The sequence below is a fragment of the Campylobacter sp. P0109 genome (assembly GCF_002138755.1).
Classification (GTDB): domain Bacteria; phylum Campylobacterota; class Campylobacteria; order Campylobacterales; family Campylobacteraceae; genus Campylobacter; species Campylobacter devanensis.
Map to the genome: position 1 here is coordinate 98,081 of NZ_MJKK01000001.1, position 19,272 is coordinate 117,352.

General features: G+C 33.5%; 17 protein-coding genes and 1 pseudogene. 15 read left to right on the forward strand and 3 right to left on the reverse strand.

Going from position 1 to position 19,272, the window contains the following annotated elements; translation table 11 throughout:
• Nucleotides 1-2: 2 nt before the first annotated feature.
• The gene (gene rpmB, locus CIGNP109_RS00515) at nt 3-194 is read right to left on the reverse strand and encodes a 50S ribosomal protein L28 (protein ID WP_086224106.1); all 192 of its coding nucleotides are present in this window, start codon (nt 192-194) and stop codon (nt 3-5) included.
• Between the two features lie 79 nt (nt 195-273).
• On the reverse strand, nt 274-1,047 hold the full coding sequence (locus tag CIGNP109_RS00520; protein WP_086227790.1) for a MetQ/NlpA family ABC transporter substrate-binding protein: 774 nt from the start codon (nt 1,045-1,047) through the stop codon (nt 274-276).
• Between the two features lie 79 nt (nt 1,048-1,126).
• On the opposite strand from CIGNP109_RS00520, the gene thiD reads away from it, so the two are divergent.
• Nucleotides 1,127-1,909, forward strand: a complete 783-nt coding sequence (thiD, locus tag CIGNP109_RS00525; RefSeq protein ID WP_086227791.1) for a bifunctional hydroxymethylpyrimidine kinase/phosphomethylpyrimidine kinase — start codon at nt 1,127-1,129, stop codon at nt 1,907-1,909.
• 217 nt (nt 1,910-2,126) lie between these two features.
• Here the strand turns inward: thiD and fumC are convergent, their stop codons facing one another.
• Entirely contained in the window at nt 2,127-3,524 is a 1,398-nt protein-coding gene (gene fumC, locus CIGNP109_RS00530; protein WP_086227792.1) for a class II fumarate hydratase, read from the reverse strand.
• Nucleotides 3,525-3,659: 135 nt separating this feature from the next.
• Here fumC and CIGNP109_RS00535 point away from each other — a divergent pair, with 135 nt between their 5' ends.
• The 14 genes and pseudogenes from CIGNP109_RS00535 to CIGNP109_RS08575 all read left to right on the forward strand — a co-directional run.
• Complete coding sequence (locus CIGNP109_RS00535) at nt 3,660-6,284, forward strand: valine--tRNA ligase (protein WP_086227793.1); 2,625 nt, start codon at nt 3,660-3,662, stop codon at nt 6,282-6,284.
• A gap of 9 nt (nt 6,285-6,293) precedes the next feature.
• On the forward strand, nt 6,294-7,643 hold the full coding sequence (locus tag CIGNP109_RS00540; RefSeq protein WP_086227794.1) for an AAA family ATPase: 1,350 nt from the start codon (nt 6,294-6,296) through the stop codon (nt 7,641-7,643).
• Entirely contained in the window at nt 7,640-8,182 is a 543-nt protein-coding gene (locus CIGNP109_RS00545) for a hypothetical protein (RefSeq protein WP_086227795.1), read from the forward strand. The genes CIGNP109_RS00540 and CIGNP109_RS00545 overlap by 4 nt, the downstream gene beginning before the upstream one ends.
• A 3-nt stretch (nt 8,183-8,185) precedes the next feature.
• The gene (locus tag CIGNP109_RS00550; protein WP_086227796.1) at nt 8,186-9,151 is read left to right on the forward strand and encodes a methionine ABC transporter ATP-binding protein; all 966 of its coding nucleotides are present in this window, start codon (nt 8,186-8,188) and stop codon (nt 9,149-9,151) included.
• Entirely contained in the window at nt 9,152-9,793 is a 642-nt protein-coding gene (locus tag CIGNP109_RS00555) for a methionine ABC transporter permease (protein WP_086227797.1), read from the forward strand. It begins immediately after the preceding gene.
• 54 nt (nt 9,794-9,847) lie between these two features.
• The gene (locus CIGNP109_RS00560; RefSeq protein ID WP_086227798.1) at nt 9,848-10,072 is read left to right on the forward strand and encodes a hypothetical protein; all 225 of its coding nucleotides are present in this window, start codon (nt 9,848-9,850) and stop codon (nt 10,070-10,072) included.
• A gap of 535 nt (nt 10,073-10,607) precedes the next feature.
• On the forward strand, nt 10,608-11,759 hold the full coding sequence (locus CIGNP109_RS00565; protein ID WP_086227799.1) for a hydrogenase small subunit: 1,152 nt from the start codon (nt 10,608-10,610) through the stop codon (nt 11,757-11,759).
• A gap of 3 nt (nt 11,760-11,762) precedes the next feature.
• On the forward strand, nt 11,763-13,484 hold the full coding sequence (locus CIGNP109_RS00570) for a nickel-dependent hydrogenase large subunit (RefSeq protein WP_086227800.1): 1,722 nt from the start codon (nt 11,763-11,765) through the stop codon (nt 13,482-13,484).
• Nucleotides 13,485-13,493: 9 nt separating this feature from the next.
• Nucleotides 13,494-14,171: a Ni/Fe-hydrogenase, b-type cytochrome subunit gene (cybH, locus tag CIGNP109_RS00575; RefSeq protein ID WP_086227801.1), complete on the forward strand. Its 678-nt coding sequence runs from the start codon at nt 13,494-13,496 to the stop codon at nt 14,169-14,171.
• Nucleotides 14,172-14,711 carry a HyaD/HybD family hydrogenase maturation endopeptidase gene (locus CIGNP109_RS00580; RefSeq protein ID WP_086227802.1) on the forward strand — a complete coding sequence of 180 codons (540 nt, stop codon included), beginning with the start codon at nt 14,172-14,174 and terminating at the stop codon, nt 14,709-14,711.
• Nucleotides 14,708-16,147, forward strand: a complete 1,440-nt coding sequence (locus CIGNP109_RS00585) for a hypothetical protein (RefSeq protein ID WP_086227803.1) — start codon at nt 14,708-14,710, stop codon at nt 16,145-16,147. The genes CIGNP109_RS00580 and CIGNP109_RS00585 overlap by 4 nt, the downstream gene beginning before the upstream one ends.
• Entirely contained in the window at nt 16,134-18,356 is a 2,223-nt protein-coding gene (gene hypF / locus CIGNP109_RS00590; RefSeq protein WP_086227804.1) for a carbamoyltransferase HypF, read from the forward strand. The genes CIGNP109_RS00585 and hypF overlap by 14 nt, the downstream gene beginning before the upstream one ends.
• Nucleotides 18,357-18,396: 40 nt before the next feature.
• Nucleotides 18,397-19,152, forward strand: coding sequence for a hydrogenase nickel incorporation protein HypB (gene hypB / locus CIGNP109_RS00595; RefSeq protein ID WP_086227805.1), 756 nt, complete (start codon nt 18,397-18,399; stop codon nt 19,150-19,152).
• Nucleotides 19,152-19,232 (forward strand): annotated as a pseudogene (locus tag CIGNP109_RS08575) (HypC/HybG/HupF family hydrogenase formation chaperone); the annotation flags it as partial. The gene hypB and the pseudogene CIGNP109_RS08575, both read left to right, overlap by 1 nt.
• Nucleotides 19,233-19,272 lie beyond the last annotated feature (40 nt).

Genomic DNA, 19,272 nt, shown 5'->3' on the forward strand with positions numbered 1-19,272 from the left:
GGTTATTTTGATTGTTTTTTCATTGTTCTTAATGTAGAAGCTGCAACTCTTATTTTTCTAGTTGTTCCATCTTCTAATGTTACACGCACTGTGCGAAGGTTTGGCATAAATCTTCTTTTTGTTCTGTTGTTAGCGTGGCTTACATTGTTTCCAACCATAGGGCCTTTGCCTGTAATTGCACATCTTTTTGACATTTTATATCCTTAATTTATAAAAATTTGGGGTTAATTATATCTAAAATAACCCCAAAATTAGCTTAAAAATGAATTTAAATTAGAAAGCTGGAACTATAGAGCCTTTATATTTTTCAGTTATGAAATCCTTAAGAGCTTGAGTTTGCAATGCTTTATTAAGAGCTTTTATACTATCTTTATTTTGATTTCCATCTTTTACAACTACAATATTTACATATGGACTATCTTTAGATTCGATTACTAGAGCATCTTTTGTAGGGTTTAGGTTTGCATTCATAGCGAAATTTGTATTTATCACGGCGATATCTACATCATCTAAAGTACGTGGCAAAGTAGCTGCTTCTATCTCTTTAAATTTGAGATTTTTAGGGTTTTTAGTAATATCTAAAGGAGTGCGTAGCTTTACATTTGTATCAACTTCTATTAATTTAGCAGATACTAGCACATCAAGCGCACGGCTTTCATTTGTAGGGTCATTTGGAATGCTTACTATTGCACCATTTTTTAACTCGCTTAAAGATTTAATTTTTTTACTATAAACACCCATTGGTTCTAAATGAACGCCTATAGTTTTAACTAGGTGAGTGCCTTTATTTTTATTAAATTCGTCTAAATATGGTATATGCTGGAAAAAATTAGCATCTAAATCACCATCTTCAACTGCAATATTTGGGATTACATAGTCGTTAAATACTTTTATCTCTAAATTTATACCTGATTTTTTTAACTCTGGAGCTATAAATTCAAGTATTTCAGCGTGAGGAACCGGAGTGGCGCCAACTTTTAGTGTTTGAGCAAAAGCACAACCAACAAGGCTTGCAGCAACAAGGCTTAAAGCTAGTAGTTTTTTCATTGTTTTATCCTTAAATGTTAAATTTGACTTGCTATTATACAAAACTGATTATAAATTTCAGTTAATATAAAGGAAAAATATGAAAAAAGTACTATCTATAGCAGGTTCAGATCCATCAGGTGGGGCAGGGATTCAAGCTGATATAAAAACAATTACAGCTCATAAGCACTACGCAATGGCAGTAATAGTCTCGCTAACTGCACAAAATACTACAGCAGTTAGTGGAGTTTTAAACTGTTCGCCTGAGTTTGTAGAGGCACAAATAGATTCAGTTTTAAGTGATATAACTCCAGATGCAATAAAATTAGGAATGCTCTCAAATGCAGATATTATGCGTTCAGTTGCTAAAATGCTTAAAAAATATAACTGTACAAATATAATTTTAGACCCTGTGATGGTGGCAACAACTGGAGGAAGATTAATGGATGAGAGTGCTCTAGAAGTTTATACTAAAGAGCTTTTTAATCTTGCAAGTGTAGTAACGCCAAATTTACCTGAAGCAAGTGCATTAAGCGGTATGGAGATAAATAATATGGATGATATGAAAGCTGCAGCTATTAAAATTAGTAATTATGGCTGCAAAAGCGTATTAATAAAGGGTGGTCATTTAAGAGAAGATGCCGCAGTTGATTTGCTCTATGAAAATGGTGAATTTAGCCAATTTTGTGTTCCTAAAGTAGATACTAATAATACTCATGGTACAGGTTGCACTCTATCTTCTGCTATTGCGTGTAATATCGCTAGTGGGTTAAGTATTAATCAATCAGTAAAAAATGCTAAAGAGTATGTAACAAACGCACTCAAAAGCGGTCTGGTTATTGGTCATGGAAATGGGCCAATTAATCATTGTTGGAACTTGTAGTAAATTTAAATATAGATTTTACATCTTCTTTAAATCTTTTAGAGTTAATTTTAATAGATGGTATTTTTACTTAGGATTACTTTGTATTGATTGCTGCTTTATGAATTAAAATAAATTTAAAAGATCTGTTTGGAAGTTGCAAGCAACTTCCTTGCAATGACATATATGGTAGTAAATTCATAACTAATTTTATGTCATTGCAAAATTAAATTCACCTCTATTTCTTAGGAGCGGTCATATCCTCAGGTTTTACCCACTCATCAAACTGAGCAGCTGTCAAAAGGCCTAAATTTATAGCTTCTTCTTTTAAGGTTGTGCCATTTTTGTGAGCTGTTTTAGCTATTTTAGCAGCATTTTCATATCCGATATGTGGATTTAGAGCAGTTACAAGCATAAGGCTTTCGTGAAGAAGTTTATCGATTTTCGCTTCATTTGCGGTGATTCCAATAGCGCAATGGTCATTAAAGCTAACCATAGAATCGCTTAACAATCTGATGCTCTCTAAAATATTGTGAGCAATTACAGGCTTAAATACATTTAACTCAAAATTACCTTGAGATGCGCCCATTGCTACGCTTACATGATTGCCTGCTACTTGGACTGCTACCATGGTCACAGCCTCACATTGAGTAGGATTGACTTTACCTGGCATAATAGAGCTTCCTGGCTCGTTTTCAGGGATATTTATTTCGCCGATACCGCATCTTGGGCCACTTGCTAACCATCTGATATCATTTGCGATTTTCATTAAATTTGCCCCAAGACCATTTAAAGCACCACTTAAAAATACTTCAGCATCGTGGCTTGTAAGGCCGTGAAATTTATTTGGATGAGATTTAAATTTAAACTCAGTTTTAGTTATCTCATTTAAAACTTCACTCACCATAGGGCTAAAGTCTGGATGGCTATTTAGCCCTGTTCCCACCGCTGTTCCACCAATAGCAAGCTCTTCTAAAAATGGAATAGTAGCTAGAATTTGATCTTTACTAGCTTTTAGCATGTGAACATATCCACTAAACTCTTGACCTAAGGTTAAAGGTGTGGCATCTTGTAGGTGAGTTCTACCGATTTTAACGATATTAGCAAACTCTTTGCTCTTTGCTTCAAGTGTAGCTAAAAGCTTATCAATAGCTGGGAAAAGCTGTTTTTGAAGCTCTAAAACAAAAGCAATTCTCATAGCTGTAGGATAAGTATCATTTGAGCTTTGACCTTTATTTACATCATCATTTGGATGAATTAGCTTTTTACTTCTAAAATCCTCACCCAAAATCTCAGTAGAGCGGTTAGCGATAACTTCGTTTAAATTCATATTTGATTGAGTTCCGCTACCTGTTTGCCATACTACAAGCGGGAAATTGCCATCTAATTTACCGGCTAGTACCTCATCGCAAGCTTGAGAAATAGCCTTTGTTTTAGCATCATCTAAGCGGCCAAGTTTGTTATTTACGATAGCGCAAGCCTTTTTAAGATAAGCAAAACCCTCTATAACCTCACTTGGCATTGTGCCTTTGCCAATTTTGAAATTTTCTAAACTTCTCTCAGTTTGAGCTCCCCAATACTTGTCATTAGGCACCTTGATCTCACCCATTGTGTCTTTTTCAATGCGAAAATCCATATTAATCCTTTCATAATTTAAAATTTCAAAGTTGCTATTATCCATTAAAATGGCTTATAGCTTCATAAATTTTATTATTTATTTATATAAATTTAGCTAAAATCGCATATTTTTATCTTTCACTAAAGGCAAAAAATGGCTGAATTTTATGATCCAAAAACAATAGAAGAGAAATTTTATAAAATCTGCGAAGAGCGTGGGTATTTCGAGATTAATGGGAATAAAAATATTCAAGAAGATAATAAAACTTTTTGTATCATGATGCCACCGCCAAATGTCACAGGAGTCCTACATATAGGGCATGCGCTTACCTTTACTTTACAAGATATAATTACAAGATACAAAAGGATGGATGGCTATAAAACCCTTTGGCAGCCAGGACTTGACCACGCTGGGATAGCTACTCAAAATGTAGTTGAAAAACAACTTCTAGCTAGTGGGATTACAAAAGAGCAAATCGGTAGAGAAGAATTCCTTAAAAAAACCTGGGAATGGAAAGAAAAAAGTGGCGGTCAAATCGTCTATCAAATGCGTCGCCTTGGGATAACGCCTGCTTGGAGTAGAGAGAGATTCACTATGGATGAAGGGCTTAAAAATGCTGTGAGAAAAGCCTTTGTAAGCTTGTATAATAAAGGGCTTATAATCCGTGGAAATTATATGGTAAATTGGTGTACGCACGATGGCGCTTTAAGCGATGTAGAGGTCGAGCATAAAGCAAATAAGGGCAAATTATACTATCTTAAATATTTCTTAGCTGATGATCCATCTAAATTTGTAGTGGTGGCTACTACTAGACCTGAGACATACTTTGGTGATACTGCTGTAATGGTAAATCCAAATGATGAAAGATATAGAAATTTAATAGGCAAAGAGCTGATTTTACCACTAATTGAGCGTAAAATCAAAATTATAGCCGATAATCATGTAGATATGAGCTTTGGTACTGGCGTAGTCAAAGTAACTCCGGCGCACGATACAAACGACTATGAAGTAGGAAATAGGCATAATTTAGAGTTTATCACAATTTTTGATGAAAAGGGAATTTTAAATGAACATTGTGCTAAATTCAAAGGCTTAGAAAGACTTGAAGCTAGAGATATGGTAGTAGCCGAGCTAGAGAGCAAGGGCTTTGTAGAAAAAATCGAAGACTATGAAAATCAAGTAGGCTACTGCTACCGCTGTAAAAATGTAGTTGAGCCTTATATCAGCAAGCAATGGTTTGTAAAATCTGAAATCGCCGATGAAGCTATCAAAAGTGTAAATGAAGGCGGAGCAAAATTCTACCCATCACATTGGATAAATAGCTTTAATGCTTGGATGAGAGAGTTAAAAGATTGGTGTATAAGCCGTCAATTATGGTGGGGGCATCGAATTCCGGTATTTTACTGCGAATGTGGCCATGAGTGGGCTGATGAGAATGAAAAACCACTCAAATGCCCAAAATGTGGTGGAGATAAATTCACCCAAGACCCTGATGTGCTTGATACTTGGTTTTCTAGTGGGCTTTGGCCTTTTAGCACACTTGGCTGGGGAAATGGTAATGCGCTGAAAAATGAGAAGTGGCTTGAGAGTGATTTAAGCGAATTTTATCCAAATTCCATGCTAATTACCGGATTTGATATACTATTTTTCTGGGTAGCTAGAATGATGTTTCAAAGCAACAACGCCTTAGGAGAGCTACCTTTTAAAGATATATATCTACACGCTCTTGTCAAAGACAAAGATGGTAAAAAAATGAGCAAGTCAAGTGGAAATATAATAGACCCACTAGATATGATCGATGAGTATTCAGCCGATATACTTCGTTTTACGCTAACTATCTTATGCGCTCAAGGTCGTGATGTCAGAATGAGCGATGAGCAGATGGTTTTAAGCCGAAATTTCACCAACAAATTATATAACGCTACTAAATTCTTGCGTATGAATGTAGATAAATTCAGCGATCTTGATGAAAATGCCGTGCATACAGAACTTGGCAAATATATACTAAATCGCTTTAAAATCGCTATAAACGAAACAAGAAAAGCACTTGATAGCTATAGATTTAATGACGCAGCAGATAGGGTGTATAAATTCCTATGGGATGAATTTTGTGATTGGGGGATTGAGCTATCAAAAGCCGATAAGAGCGCAATTAGCGAGCTTGGCTCTATTTTCAAAGAGAGTATGAAATTACTAAGCCCATTTATGCCTTTTATCAGCGAGTATCTATATCATGAATTAAGTGGCACAAATTTAGAAAATTCTACCTCCATAATGATCTCTAAATACCCAAAAGCTAGCAAAATAGATGAAGCTATCATATCTAAATTTGAGCTAATAATCGAAGCCATAATAAGCATTCGCCGTGCTAAAGCAACGATAGACCAAGGCAACGCCAAAATCTCAAAAGCCTTTATAAAGTTAAATAGCAATCTTGATATCGCTAGCTACCTAAACTTTATCAAACTACTTGCTAAATGTGAAAATGTAGAGATAACAAAAGATATTATCCCTAATTCCGCTAGAGATGTGAGCGAGAATTTAGAGAGCTTTATACCGCTTGCTGGCGTGGATACAACGGCCATTATAGCACGACTAAACTCACAAAAATCAAAGCTTGAAAAAGAGATAGCTAAGCTTGAAAATATGCTAAATAATGAAAAATTCGTAGCCAACGCCCCACAAAGTGTGCTTAAAACCAATAAAGAAGGCCTAGCCACAGCAAAAGCTAAATTTGAAAAAGTGTGTAGTGAGCTGAGAAATTTAGGAGAAATATAAGGATAAATAATGAATTTTAAGGTTAAAAATCTAGGACTTTTAAATCAAGCGGAGATAGAAATTGGCGACTTAACTATTCTTTGCGGTGAAAATAATAGTGGTAAAACCTATGCTGTTTATGCTTTTTATGGTTTTTGGAGATTATTGCCTGAAAATATTAATGAGCTTATTTTAAGGCATAAAGATAGTTTTATACAAAAAGAAAAAAATATTATCGCTATTGAAGAAACAAAATTTATCCAAATTCACGCAAATCTAAAAAACGAAATGAATAAGCTATACAAAAATAAACTTGTAAAAGTTTTAGGAGGTAATGCAGATATTTACAAAGATGCTAAATTTGAATTAAGTTTTGAAATTTTAAATTACGAAAAGATTTTTAAACAGCAAAATTCTTTCTTTAATGTTTATAAAGCAGATGAAAATATAATATTTGAATTTTTTGATAGAGATGATTTATCATCTCAAAATATACATTTATTTTTAGTTTATCTTATAATAAGCAGATTATTTTATAGACATCAAATAAATATTATTAGTGTAGAACGCACAGGTATTGCTATGTTTTATAGTGAGTTAAATATAAGCAGAAATAACATCCTAGCAGGTCTAACCCAAAATAATCAAGGAGATATCATCGATAATATAAATAACTATATACAAAAAGCTACTTCTCGCTATCCTTTGCCAATTACTGACAATATATCTCTTATAAATGATATATCAAATGTTACTAATCAAAAAAGCTTTATCGCTGAAAGTAAAAATAATGAAATTTTAGATTTGCTTTGGCAGATAGTTGGCGGAAAATATATAATAAATGATTATGGATTACAATTTGCGACTGGTGCAAAACAAAAAATACTCCAAAAACACAAAACTATAAATATCCAGCAAACTTCTAGCTCTGTTAAATCTTTATTTTTATTAGATTTATATATTAGATTTCAAGCACAAAAAAATGATATTTTAATTATAGATGAACCAGAATTAAACCTGCATCCAAAAAATCAAATTCTACTAGCTAGGCTTTTAGTTATGTTGGTAAATATCGGCATAAAGGTGTTTATCAGCACTCATAGTGATTATATTTTGCGTGAGTTTAGTTCATGTATTTGCCTAAAAAATATTAGCGATGAAAATTTGAAAAATTTAGAAGAGTATTCAAAACAAATGCAATTAGACGCTAATAAAGTAAGAGCTTATCAAACTATAAAAATTAAAGATGAAATAACTACTGAAAGTGTTAAAATAACTCAAGAAGATGGCATTTTTATGGATACTTTCAACGACATTATAAGGGAACAAAATAGAAATCAAGATAAAATTTACGAACAAATCTTAAAGAGTCAATTATGAGAAAAGATTTACAAGATTTTTATAGTTTCTTAAGCGAAGAATTAAAATGTGAAAATAACGGCTTTTATGTAATTAAAGAAAAAAAAGATAGTACAATTAGACATATAACCATAAAAAAATATGGCAATTTTTTTGTTTTAAAACAAGAAGATGGATTTAAAACTGGATTATTTAAAGAAGCTATTTCCTCTTGCGATTTTATAGTAGTTAGTTATGATAAAGTATATTTTGTAGAGCTAAAATTCGTCTCCGACAATACAAAATATAATAATGATACAAATCCACTTGATAAAGCTTTAGAACAATGCAAAAGTAGCCAACTTCTATTCGATTATTTATGTAGCGCTTATAATTTACAAAAATCAGTAAATTTAAATTTCGAAAATAAACAATTCATTTATCTATATCCAGGAAAAGCAATCGAAGAAAAAAAATCAACGAATATGAATAAAAATTTTCCATTAATACCAAAAGCTGTAGAATGTAATAACAATGGCTATATTGAGTTGGATCTCGATTTTTTTCAAAAAATAGGTTAAAATATGATAAAAATCTCAAACTTAAAAAAATATTATGGCAAAAATCTCATCATAAATGATGTTAGTTGCGAGATAAATAAAGGTGAAATCTTCGCTATCGTCGGTCATAGCGGTGCTGGCAAAAGCACACTTTTGCGCTGTATAAATGGGCTTGAGAGTTATCAAAGTGGTAGCTTGAAGGTGCTAGGGCGTGAGATAAATTCATTAAATGAAAACGCTCTTAGAGAGCTTAGAAAAGATATCGGTATGATATTTCAACACTTTGCTTTAATGAGTAGAAAAACGGTTTTTGACAATATCGCTATGCCGCTGCGTGTGTGGGGCTATGATGAAAAAGCTATAAAAATCCGTGTTGATGAGCTTTTGGAGCTAATAGGATTAAAAGATAAGTCTAGAAGCTATCCAAGTCAGCTAAGTGGCGGCCAAAAGCAAAGAGTTGCTATAGCTAGGGCTTTAGCACTTAGCCCAAAAATATTATTAAGCGATGAAGCCACAAGTGCGCTAGACCCAAATACTACAAAGCAAATTCTATCTTTGCTTGCTAAAATCAATCAAACTTTAGGTATTACTATAGTTATTGTTACTCACGAAATGGAGGTTGTAAAAAGCATAGCCAATAGAGCTATTTTACTCGAACAAGGCATAATCACAAATTCAGGCTCAATTGTAGAGCTATTTTTAAATCCTAATAAAAATATGAAAAACTTCCTAGGCGAAGAGGAGATTTTGCCAGATACAGGCGTAAATATTAAGATATTTTTCCCGCCAAATGTAGCGATGCATAGTATTATAACCAATATGGCTAGAGAGCTTGATATTGATTTTAACATAGTTTGGGGAAAATTAGAAAAGCTAGGTGGTAGCGTTCTTGGTAGTTTAGTTATAAATGTAGAACCAAAATATGAGCTTAAAGTAGAAGAATTCATCAAAAATTCAGGCGCTCTATATGAGATTATAAAGGGGGAGTAAATGATATCAAAATTGCTTTTTGAAGCCACGATTGATACCTTATATATGGCTTTTGTATCTACGCTTTTAGCTTTTATTATAGGGCTTGGACTGGCTATAATCTTAGTTATAACCTCTAAAAACGGCTTAAAACCAAATAGAGCTATTTATAATACTCTAGATATCGCAGTCAATACACTTAGAAGCTTTCCATTTATAATTCTTATAATTGTCTTGTTTCCATTAACTAAATTTATAGTTGGCACCAGTATTGGCACGACAGCAGCCATAGTCCCGCTCACTATCGGCTCGGCGCCATTTATCGCTAGATTAATCGAAAATGCGATGAATGAAGTAGATAATAGCATTATAGAAGCAGCATTAAGCTATGGAGCCACCAAAACGCAGATAATATTTAAGGTTATATTTATAGAGGCCTTACCAAGCATTATAAATGCCATAACTCTTACATTAATAGTAGTAATTGGCTTTACAGCCATGGCTGGTGCTGTAGGCGGTGGCGGCCTTGGCGATGTAGCTATGAGATATGGATTTCAAAGATTTCGCCCAGATATTATGGCATATACGGTAATTATCTTGATAGTAATGGTTCAAATAATCCAAAGTAGCGGAAATTTTTTATATAAAATCACCAAAAAATAATAAAATTTATATTTTAGTCGATTATACTTATGACTAAATTTTAAGGAGTTAAAAATGTTAGCAGGTATGAGTGGAAGTGCAGAGGCTAGTTTAGTAGCTAGCACAATGGTGCTAAAAAAGTCAATCGATGTCGAACAAAATATGATGGCAAAATTGTTTGGTCAAACAGCAGATAATATGCAAACTCCAAACATAGAAGCATCTGCAAGAATAACTAATCCTACACAATTTATTCAAAATGAGGCTTTAAAGCTTGGCAAGCTAGATATTTATGCTTAAATTTATCCAAATTAAAGAGGGTTATGCTCTCTTTAATTTTTAAATAACTTTCTTTTATATTATTTTTTAGATTTATGTGTGCTAATTATAATAATAATTTTGATGACCTATGTTTAGTAAGTATGAAATTAATAATATTTGGCTTTAGATATTTACAGTGATTTATTTTTTGTTTTATGCAGTCTTACAAATGTGATGAAAAATAGCCTAATAATTATAACAGTGTTAATAATCTTATGCATATGTATTGTTAATTTTATTAATATATAAAATTTAAATAGTGAATTTAATACTTTAATTTAACTGGGATAAAGTTTGTATTATTAACTTTTTGTTTTTTAAATTTGCAATAAAAACTGCCTATTTAGTCCTAAATTTGTAGCAAAATAGCCGATTTTAGCCCATTTGTATTAATTTAACTTTAAAATTAAAATTTAATTTTGATTTATCAAATTTATTAAGTTAAATGATAGTAAAATAACAGGTAAAGAATTTATTTTTAAGATAAATTTAATCTCAATTAAAGGGGAAATTTATGGTAGATAATCATAATATAACCACCATACAAAATAGGCTATCAGAGTTAGCCAAACTTCCAAAAATGAAAGCAAATAGCTCTATTATGGATGTTTTAAACGAACACGGCTTTACTCGTAGAGATTTTATGAAATGGGCTGGAGCGATGACTGCTCTTATGGCCTTGCCGGCTAGTTTTGCACCTATGGTAGCTCAAGCAGCTGAGCTTAGCGATAGATTGCCTGTGATTTGGCTCCATATGGCTGAATGTACCGGCTGTAGCGAGAGTCTTTTAAGAAGTGATGCTCCAACCATTGATAGTTTAATTTTTGATTATATTAGCTTAGAGTATCATGAAACAGTTATGGCAGCTTCTGGTTGGCAAGCTGAAGAGAATTTAGAACAAGCTATACAAAAGTATAAAGGTAAATATGTCTTAATGGTAGAAGGCGGAATTCCAGATGGTGATAGCGCCTTTTATTTAACAGTAGGCCCAAAAGGAACAACAGGTAGAGAACACGCTATCCACGCTAGTGATAATGCTCTTGCTATCTTTGCTATCGGGACTTGCTCTAGCTTTGGTGGTATTCAAGCTGCAGCCCCAAACCCTACAAACGCAAAACCACTTCACAAAATCACCAATAAACCAGTAATCAATGTCCCAGGCTGTCCGCCAAGTGAGAAAAATATCGTTGGTAATGTCTTAAATTTCTTACTATTTGGTACACTTCCAGCACTTGATGTCTATAATAGACCAAAATGGGCTTATGGTCTTAGAATTCACGATCTATGCGAAAGACGCGGTAGATTTGATGCTGGTGAATTTGTACAAGAATTTGGTGATCAAGGTGCAAAAAATGGATATTGTCTATATAAAGTAGGTTGTAAAGGTCCATATACATTTAATAACTGCTCTCGTGAGAGATTTAACCAACACACAAGCTGGCCAATCCAAGCAGGTCACGGCTGTATCGGCTGTTCTGAGCCAGATTTTTGGGATCAGATGGGGCCATTTGAGGTGCCACTAGGCGATAGATTATATCATACTGTATTTGATGGGCTTGGTGCTGATGCAATAAGTGATAAAATTGGTATAGGTGTATTAGCAATCACAGGTGTAGCTGTCGCAGCTCACGCACTTATCGCTACTGCAACAAAAGAGAAGGAGTAAAATATGAGCGAACAAAGAATAGTAGTAGATCCTATTACAAGAATTGAAGGCCATCTTCGTGTAGAAGTAATCGTAGATGAAAATAATGTAGTTAAAGAGGCTTATAGTGGCTCAACTCTTTGGCGTGGTATTGAGGTAATTGTAAAAGGTAGAGATCCTAGAGATGCTGGATTTATGACACAAAGAATTTGTGGTGTTTGTACATTTTCACACTATAGAGCAGGTATAGAGGCTGTAGAAGATGCTCTAGGAATAGTCCCTCCGCTAAATGCAAAACTAACTAGAACACTTATGAATGCGGCTCTATTTTTACATGATCATCCGGTGCATTTTTATCAACTTCATGCGCTTGATTTTGTTGATGTGGTAAGTGCATTAAGTGCAGATCCACTAAAAGCTAGCCAAGAAGCATTTAAATATTGCGATACTCCATATGCATGTGGCGCAGATCAGTTAAAATTAGTTCAAGATAAGGTTAAAAAATTTGTAGAAAAAGGCAATCTTGGGCCATTTGCTAATGCTTATTGGGGTCACTCTACATATAAGTTTACTCCAGAGCAAAACCTAATTGCTCTAAGTCACTATCTTGAGTGCTTAAGACTTCAAAGAACAATAGCTCAAGCTATGGCTGTATTTGGTGCTAAACAGCCTCATCCACAAAGTCTAACTGTAGGCGGCGTAACATGCGTTATGGATCTTCAAAGCCCAGCAAGATTAGGTGAGTATATGGTTAAATTCCAAGAGATGGCTGACTTTATTAATCGTGCTTATTGGCCAGATCTTGTAATGGCGGCTAAGGCTTATGCTAATGAACCAAGTGTGGTAAATGATGTAGGAACTCCAAATTTATTAACATATCAAGATTTCCAAATTGGTGCTAATGAGTATCTATTTGATGGTGGTTATATCTTAAATGGTGATATATCTAAGGTATTTGAAGTAGATGAGAGCAAAATCACCGAAGAAGCGACTCGCTCATGGTATAAAAATGATGCACCACTTCACCCTTATGATGGTGATACTACGCCAAATTACACAGGATTTAAAGATGCTAAAACTCTAAATGCTAAGGGCGAAATGGAAGATTCTAAAGTCTTTGATTTAGATGGTAAATATAGCTGGATTAAAGCCCCAAGATATGATAGTTTGCCTATGCAAGTTGGCCCACTAGCGAATATAGTTGTAAATTATGTAAAAGGCAATAAAAATGTAGTGCCAGTGGTGGATAAATTCCTAGCTGAAACTGGCTTGCCAGTAAGTGCTGTTTTATCTACTTTAGGTAGAACTGCATGCAGAATGATTGAGGCAAAAATCATTGCTGATAATGCTTTAAAAGCACTAAATAATCTAATTGAGAATTTAAAAATCGATGATAGCACTTGCGCTAAATATCAAATAGATAGCAAAAAAGAGTATAAAGGTAGATTTATAGGTAATGTGCCTCGTGGTATGTTAAGCCACTGGTGTAGGATTAAAAATGGAGTGATTGAGAATTGGCAAGCTGTCGTTCCATCTACTTGGAATGCTAGCCCAAAAGATGCTAAAGGTCAAATGGGTAGCTATGAGGCTTGTTTGATTGGGCTTAAAATCGCTGATTTAAAACAGCCTTTAGAGATAATACGCAAAATTCACTCTTATGATCCTTGTATAGCGTGTGCTGTCCATGTGATGGATACAAAAGGCAATGAATTAAGTAGCTATAAAGTTAATCCGAATTTAATCTAAGGAGCAGATATGAAAAATAGTAAAAAACATATCGCTGATTATGAATTTAGCATAGGATTACGCCTTACGCACTGGATTAGAGCTATATCTATTGTAGTTTTGAGTGTGAGCGGATTTTATCTTGCTTATGTCTTTGTAAGTCCTGCTATAACAGGTGAGCCTATAAATTTTATGAATGCTAAATGGCGTGCTGTTCATCAAATAGCTGGATTTATACTAATAGGTTGTTTTATCTTTAAGATATATCTATTTTTCTTTGATAAACAAAGCCATATTGAAAGAGTGAGTGTAAAGAATTTTTTAGATATTAAAGTTTGGATTGCCCAAATTAAATATTATCTATTCTTAGGCAAGCATCCTCATATTCAAGGAACCTATAATCCACTACAATTTGCCTCTTATATACTTTTTTATATTGTGCTTTTTGTGATCTGCTTGACTGGCTTGATTTTATATGTCAATGTATATCATGAAGGACTTGGCGGGTTGCTTTATACGCCTATGAAAGTTATTGAGGCTTGGATGGGAGGACTTGCTAATGTACGCCAAATTCACCATATTGCTATGTGGATTATCTTTATTTTTATGGTAGTTCATATCTATATGGCTGTATTTAACGCTATAAAAGGCAAAGATGGCGCTATGGATGCGATAATCAGCGGCTACAAATTCCCAAAAGAGAAGTAGATGCGTGTTTTAATCCTAGGAGTAGGAAATGTAATGTTCGCCGATGAAGGAGTCGGCGTTCATTTTGTTAAGATGATTGAGAATAACTTTAAATTTAACTCCAAAGAACATAATTTAAAATTTGTAGATGGCGGTACTTTAGCAAATCATTTAACTCCGATAATGGCTGATAGCGATTATTTAATAGTCGTTGATTGTATCGATGCTGATGGTGGGCAGATAGGAGATGTATATTTCTTTGATTTTGAAGATATGCCAAAGAGCATTAATTGGTCTGGTTCAGCACACGAAGTAGAGATGCTTCAAACTATTGAAATGATGGATTTAGTAGGCGATAGACCGCAAACTAAAATAATAGGTGTAATACCTAGAAGAATTGTTCCAATGAGTTTTGAGCTTAGCGATGAGATTAAAAAATCTACGAATTTAATGGAAAAAATAATCTTAAAAGAGCTTTCGAATTTAGGTTTTAGCTATGAAAGGATAGATGATAAAGGTGTGCAAGATATGGCTGATGAGTGGAAAAAGGAGCAATTTTGATACTTTGCTTTGAATTTAGTTGTGCAAATGATGGTTCGGTTTTAGCGTTTTTTTTAGATTTTTGGGCTAAAAAAAGTGCTTTAAAATACTCCATTACAGCTCAAAATAGATCTATAAAATTATATGTAGAAGGCAATGAAAACGAGCTAGCTAAATTTAGCGATGAGTATATAAATTTAGTTCCGCACTCAGTTTTTATTGAAGAGTCCAAGGTTAGTTTAGCTGATGAATTACCAAAAAATAGCAAATTCGAGTTTGATTTTAGTTTTAAAAATATTACTCCAAATGCTTTAAAATCAGATGAAAATGAATTTGGCTTTAAAAGTGATAATATATTTATAGCTAATGCTATAAAAGATATAATGGCTGGTAAAACTGTAAATTATGATGGTTATGAGATATCTAAATTTAGTAGTTTTGATTGTGATTATATACTACCAACAAATCTTAAAAATATAGCTAAAATTTTTGTATGCGATGAAAAATCTCTAATCGCTCTTGCTAGTTTTGAAAAGCCGGTTATAAATTTGCGTACTAATGCGATATATCGCAGTAATCACAAAGATGCACCGCTATATTTTGATGTTAGAAGCGCTTGGGATATCAATGTTTATAAGATTACTCAAGCCCTAAGTGAAAATGGGATACATTTTTTATCTATTAAAAGTTTAAAAAATGATATGAAAGTATCAATCTTAGACGAGAGAATTTTAATTATTAGAGCTGGAGAGTTTATAAAAACTAAAGAGATGGAGTTTATAAACTCATTTGATGATAAAAATTATGCTCTTTTTGGTCTTTGTGTAAGTGAGTTAGGTGTAGCAAATTCTACAATCGCTAGAGTATTTTTAAGTCAAAAATATAGCGATTTTATCAAAGTTTATAAGGGTGAAGATGTATTTGATATGCTTAGAATTAATTTGCCAAAGAGCTTTGAAGAAATTTGGCAAAAAATTTCTGAATTCGATGGTGGCGATAGGTTGCTTGCAAACTATCAAAAAGAGTACAAGCTACCAAATGGTACTATAGATTTACCTAATAATTTTTATTCGCTATTTATGATAATTGATCAAATTCTAGGATACAATGGCCAAATTTTAAACTACGCTAGGGATTATAGCGGTTTAAAAGGGGTAAGAATTGATTATAAGATGAGTAGCAAGAGCGAATTTGATTGGGTAAGAGCTATTAGAAGCACGATGAGTTTTAGGCTAGCTGGGGCTGATGCGAAGAATATTAGCTTTGGCTGTTTGGAGAGTTTGGCATTTTTTTTAAGTGATTTTGGTGATATTTTAAAAGATGAGCTAGAGTGCGAAGGTATGATATTTAGCGGAAATCTCTTTGCTAATCCTGTAATTGCAAATTTGGCTTTAAAGTTTTGTAATTCAAATTATAAAAGTAAATTTAGCGGACACTATCCACTTGAGATCAATTAAGATTGAAGTTTTTGGGCTGGTTCAAGGTGTTGGATTTCGCCCTTTTGTCTATTCATTAGCTAAAAATCTTGAGCTAAATGGAACTGTATTAAATGATTCTAGCGGTGTGAAAATTGAGCTTTGTGGCGATGGGAAAAATATTGATGAGTTTATATCTAAGCTTAAAATAAATTTGCCTCCACTAGCTAGAATAGATAATATTATTATTAGCAATAGCGATAAAAAATATGATGATTTTAATATAATTAGCTCGCAAGAAAGTTATAAATTTGCACCTATTTTACCTGATTTTGCTATATGTAATGAGTGTAAATCTGAATTAAAAGATCCTACAAATAGACGATATAATCATCCATTTATTAACTGTACAAACTGCGGCCCTAGATTTTCTTTAATTAAAAGCTTGCCATATGATAGAATAAATACTACAATGGGCAAATTTAATATGTGCAAACAGTGCCAAGATGAGTATAAAGACCCAACTAATCGCCGTTATCATGCTCAACCAGTAGCATGTAAAAACTGCGGTCCAAAGTTAAGCTATAAGAGTTTAAATGGCAAAATTCTTGCAAATGATCAAGAGGCTCTTAAAAGATGTATAGATGATTTAAAAGATGGTAAAATCATAGCTATTAAAGGAGTTGGTGGATTTCATCTTGTTTGCGATGCTCTAAATAGTGAGGCTGTATCATCTCTAAAAGAGCGTAAAAGGCGTCCGCATAAACCTTTAGCCATAATGTGTAAAGATCTTGATATGGCTTGTGATTATGCTTATATTAATGATAGTGAAGCTAAGATTTTAAACTCGAATTTAAAACCTATTGTTTTATTAAAATCCAAAAATAATCTACCTAAGTCAATATCTAGTGGCATAGGAAGTGTTGGTATATTTTTACCGCCAACTCCACTACATATAATGCTATTAGATAGATTAAATTCTCCAATTATAGCCACTAGCGCAAACCCAAGCAAAGAGCCTATTTTAACAAACTTTGATGAGCTTGCTAGCAGACTTGGTAGTGTGTGTGATTATGCTCTTGATAATGATAGAGATATTGTAAATCCAAGCGATGATAGCATCTGTTTTGAGCTATTTTCAAAGCCAATTTATCTTCGAACTTCTCGTGGATTAAAGCCTAATATTATACCTTTAAATTTAGGATTAAAAGATGTGCCAAAAGGGTGTTTTTTAGCGCTTGGGAGTTTGATGAAAAATCAATTTGCTATCTATAAAGATGGCCTTATCTTTAGCTCTCCATATATTGGCGATATGGGCTCTTTAGCAGTGATTAAAAGATTTGATGAGCTGCTAGAGAGTTTTAAGAGTATTTATGGGTTTGAGTTTGATTTTGTCATTGGTGATGCTCATCCGCATTTTGGATTTGTAAATAATTTTAAAGATAAAGAGATTTATAAGGTCTATCATCATCATGCTCATGCTCTTAGTGTAATGTTAGAAAACGGCTTAGATTGTGAAGTTTTAGCTCTTAGCTTTGATGGAACTGGATATGGCCAGGACGCTACTATATGGGGTGGCGAAGTGCTAAGATGCAAAGATAATGAGTTTAAAAGAGTTATGCATTTTGATAATTTTGAGCTTATTGGAGCAGATAAAGGGATAAAAAATATCTACTATCTAGCTTACGCAATAGCAAAAAAATACAATCTAAACTCACCAAAAATAGATACCATAGTACCTCAAATTCAAAGATCTAATCTAGATAAAATCTTACAAAATAGATTAAATATAGTAGATACTAGTTCGCTTGGTAGAATTTTTGATGCATTTGCTGCAATTGTGCTAAATTTGCCAGTTATTACCTATGATGCGCAAGCCCCTATGATGCTTGAGGCTTTATATGATGAAAATATAAATGCGGCCTATGAATTTAAAATAGATGGAGATATAATTAATTATAAAAATGCATTTATAGGCGCTTTAAATGATCCTATGAAAGTAGCAGCTACTGCTTTTATAAATGGAATTTCAAATTTAGCTCTAAAGATTGCTAAAATGCATAGCCTTCCAGTTGTTTTATGCGGTGGAGTATGGCAAAATAGAGCTTTGTTAAAAAGAACTATATCTGAGTTTAGACGCCATGATATTAAATATTATTTGCCAATTAATGAGCCTATGAATGATTCTGGTATTGCTATGGGGCAGATTTACTTTGGCTTAAATCTGCTTAGATATAATACTAAGATTTAATATATAAGATTATTAATTGTTTTAAAATTAAGGAGATATTATGTGTAAAGATTGTGGTTGCAGTATGGGTGGATCGCATCATCATAGTCACGATGATCATCATAATCATCACCATCACGGTCATCATGACCATCCGGTGTTAAATGAAAAAAAGACTATTGAAGTAGTAGAGAAAATATTAAAAGATAACGATCACGAAGCTGCTCACAATAGAACGCATTTAGACGAATATGGGCTATTGTGTGTGAATTTGATGAGTAGTCCGGGAGCTGGGAAAACCACGCTTTTAGAAGCTACTATAAAATCAAGTGGCCTAAGAGTTGGGGTAGTTGAGGGGGATTTAGAGACTAACTTGGATGCTAATCGCATTATAAACGCAGGCGGCAAGGCTCATCAGATTAGCACCGGCCAAACTTGCCATTTAGATGCTTTTATGGTGCATAATGGCTTACACCACTTGCCGCTTAAAGAGCTTGATTTGGTATTTATAGAAAATGTTGGAAATTTAGTTTGCCCAGCTAGTTATGATGTGGGTGCTCACCTTAATGCTGTCTTAATCAGTGTGCCAGAAGGGAGCGATAAGGTGGCTAAATATCCTGTTATGTTTAGGGCGGCTGATATAGTGGTGATAACGAAAACTTCGCTATTAGAGCATTTTGATTTTGATATCAATGAGGTAAAAAAAGAGGCCAAAAAGCTAAATCCAAAAGTTGATATAATAGAAGTCGATAGCAAAACAGGCCTTGGCATAGATAAGTGGATAAATTATCTAAAAATGAAAAAGGAATTAAAATAATGTGCCTTAGCATACCTTCAAAAGTAATATCAATAGATGAGAATAATTTTGCCATTGTTGAAACTCTCGGTGTTAAGCGTGGATAGAGTTTATCGCTGGAGCAAAAAGCCTTGCTAAAAA

Bases quoted from the DNA above. Each gene is read 5' to 3' on its own strand.
- thiD (WP_086227791.1), top strand. From the start codon at position 1,127: ATGAAAAAAGTACTATCTATAGCAGGTTCAGATCCATCAGGTGGGGCA.
- CIGNP109_RS00535 (WP_086227793.1), top strand. From the start codon at position 3,660: ATGGCTGAATTTTATGATCCAAAAACAATAGAAGAGAAATTTTATAAA.
- CIGNP109_RS00570 (WP_086227800.1), top strand. From the start codon at position 11,763: ATGAGCGAACAAAGAATAGTAGTAGATCCTATTACAAGAATTGAAGGC.
- rpmB (WP_086224106.1), bottom strand. From the start codon at position 194: ATGTCAAAAAGATGTGCAATTACAGGCAAAGGCCCTATGGTTGGAAAC.
- CIGNP109_RS00550 (WP_086227796.1), top strand. From the start codon at position 8,186: ATGATAAAAATCTCAAACTTAAAAAAATATTATGGCAAAAATCTCATC.
- CIGNP109_RS00565 (WP_086227799.1), top strand. From the start codon at position 10,608: ATGGTAGATAATCATAATATAACCACCATACAAAATAGGCTATCAGAG.
- cybH (WP_086227801.1), top strand. From the start codon at position 13,494: ATGAAAAATAGTAAAAAACATATCGCTGATTATGAATTTAGCATAGGA.
- CIGNP109_RS00540 (WP_086227794.1), top strand. From the start codon at position 6,294: ATGAATTTTAAGGTTAAAAATCTAGGACTTTTAAATCAAGCGGAGATA.
- hypB (WP_086227805.1), top strand. From the start codon at position 18,397: ATGTGTAAAGATTGTGGTTGCAGTATGGGTGGATCGCATCATCATAGT.
- CIGNP109_RS00560 (WP_086227798.1), top strand. From the start codon at position 9,848: ATGTTAGCAGGTATGAGTGGAAGTGCAGAGGCTAGTTTAGTAGCTAGC.
- CIGNP109_RS00580 (WP_086227802.1), top strand. From the start codon at position 14,172: ATGCGTGTTTTAATCCTAGGAGTAGGAAATGTAATGTTCGCCGATGAA.
- fumC (WP_086227792.1), bottom strand. From the start codon at position 3,524: ATGGATTTTCGCATTGAAAAAGACACAATGGGTGAGATCAAGGTGCCT.
- CIGNP109_RS00520 (WP_086227790.1), bottom strand. From the start codon at position 1,047: ATGAAAAAACTACTAGCTTTAAGCCTTGTTGCTGCAAGCCTTGTTGGT.
- CIGNP109_RS00555 (WP_086227797.1), top strand. From the start codon at position 9,152: ATGATATCAAAATTGCTTTTTGAAGCCACGATTGATACCTTATATATG.
- CIGNP109_RS00545 (WP_086227795.1), top strand. From the start codon at position 7,640: ATGAGAAAAGATTTACAAGATTTTTATAGTTTCTTAAGCGAAGAATTA.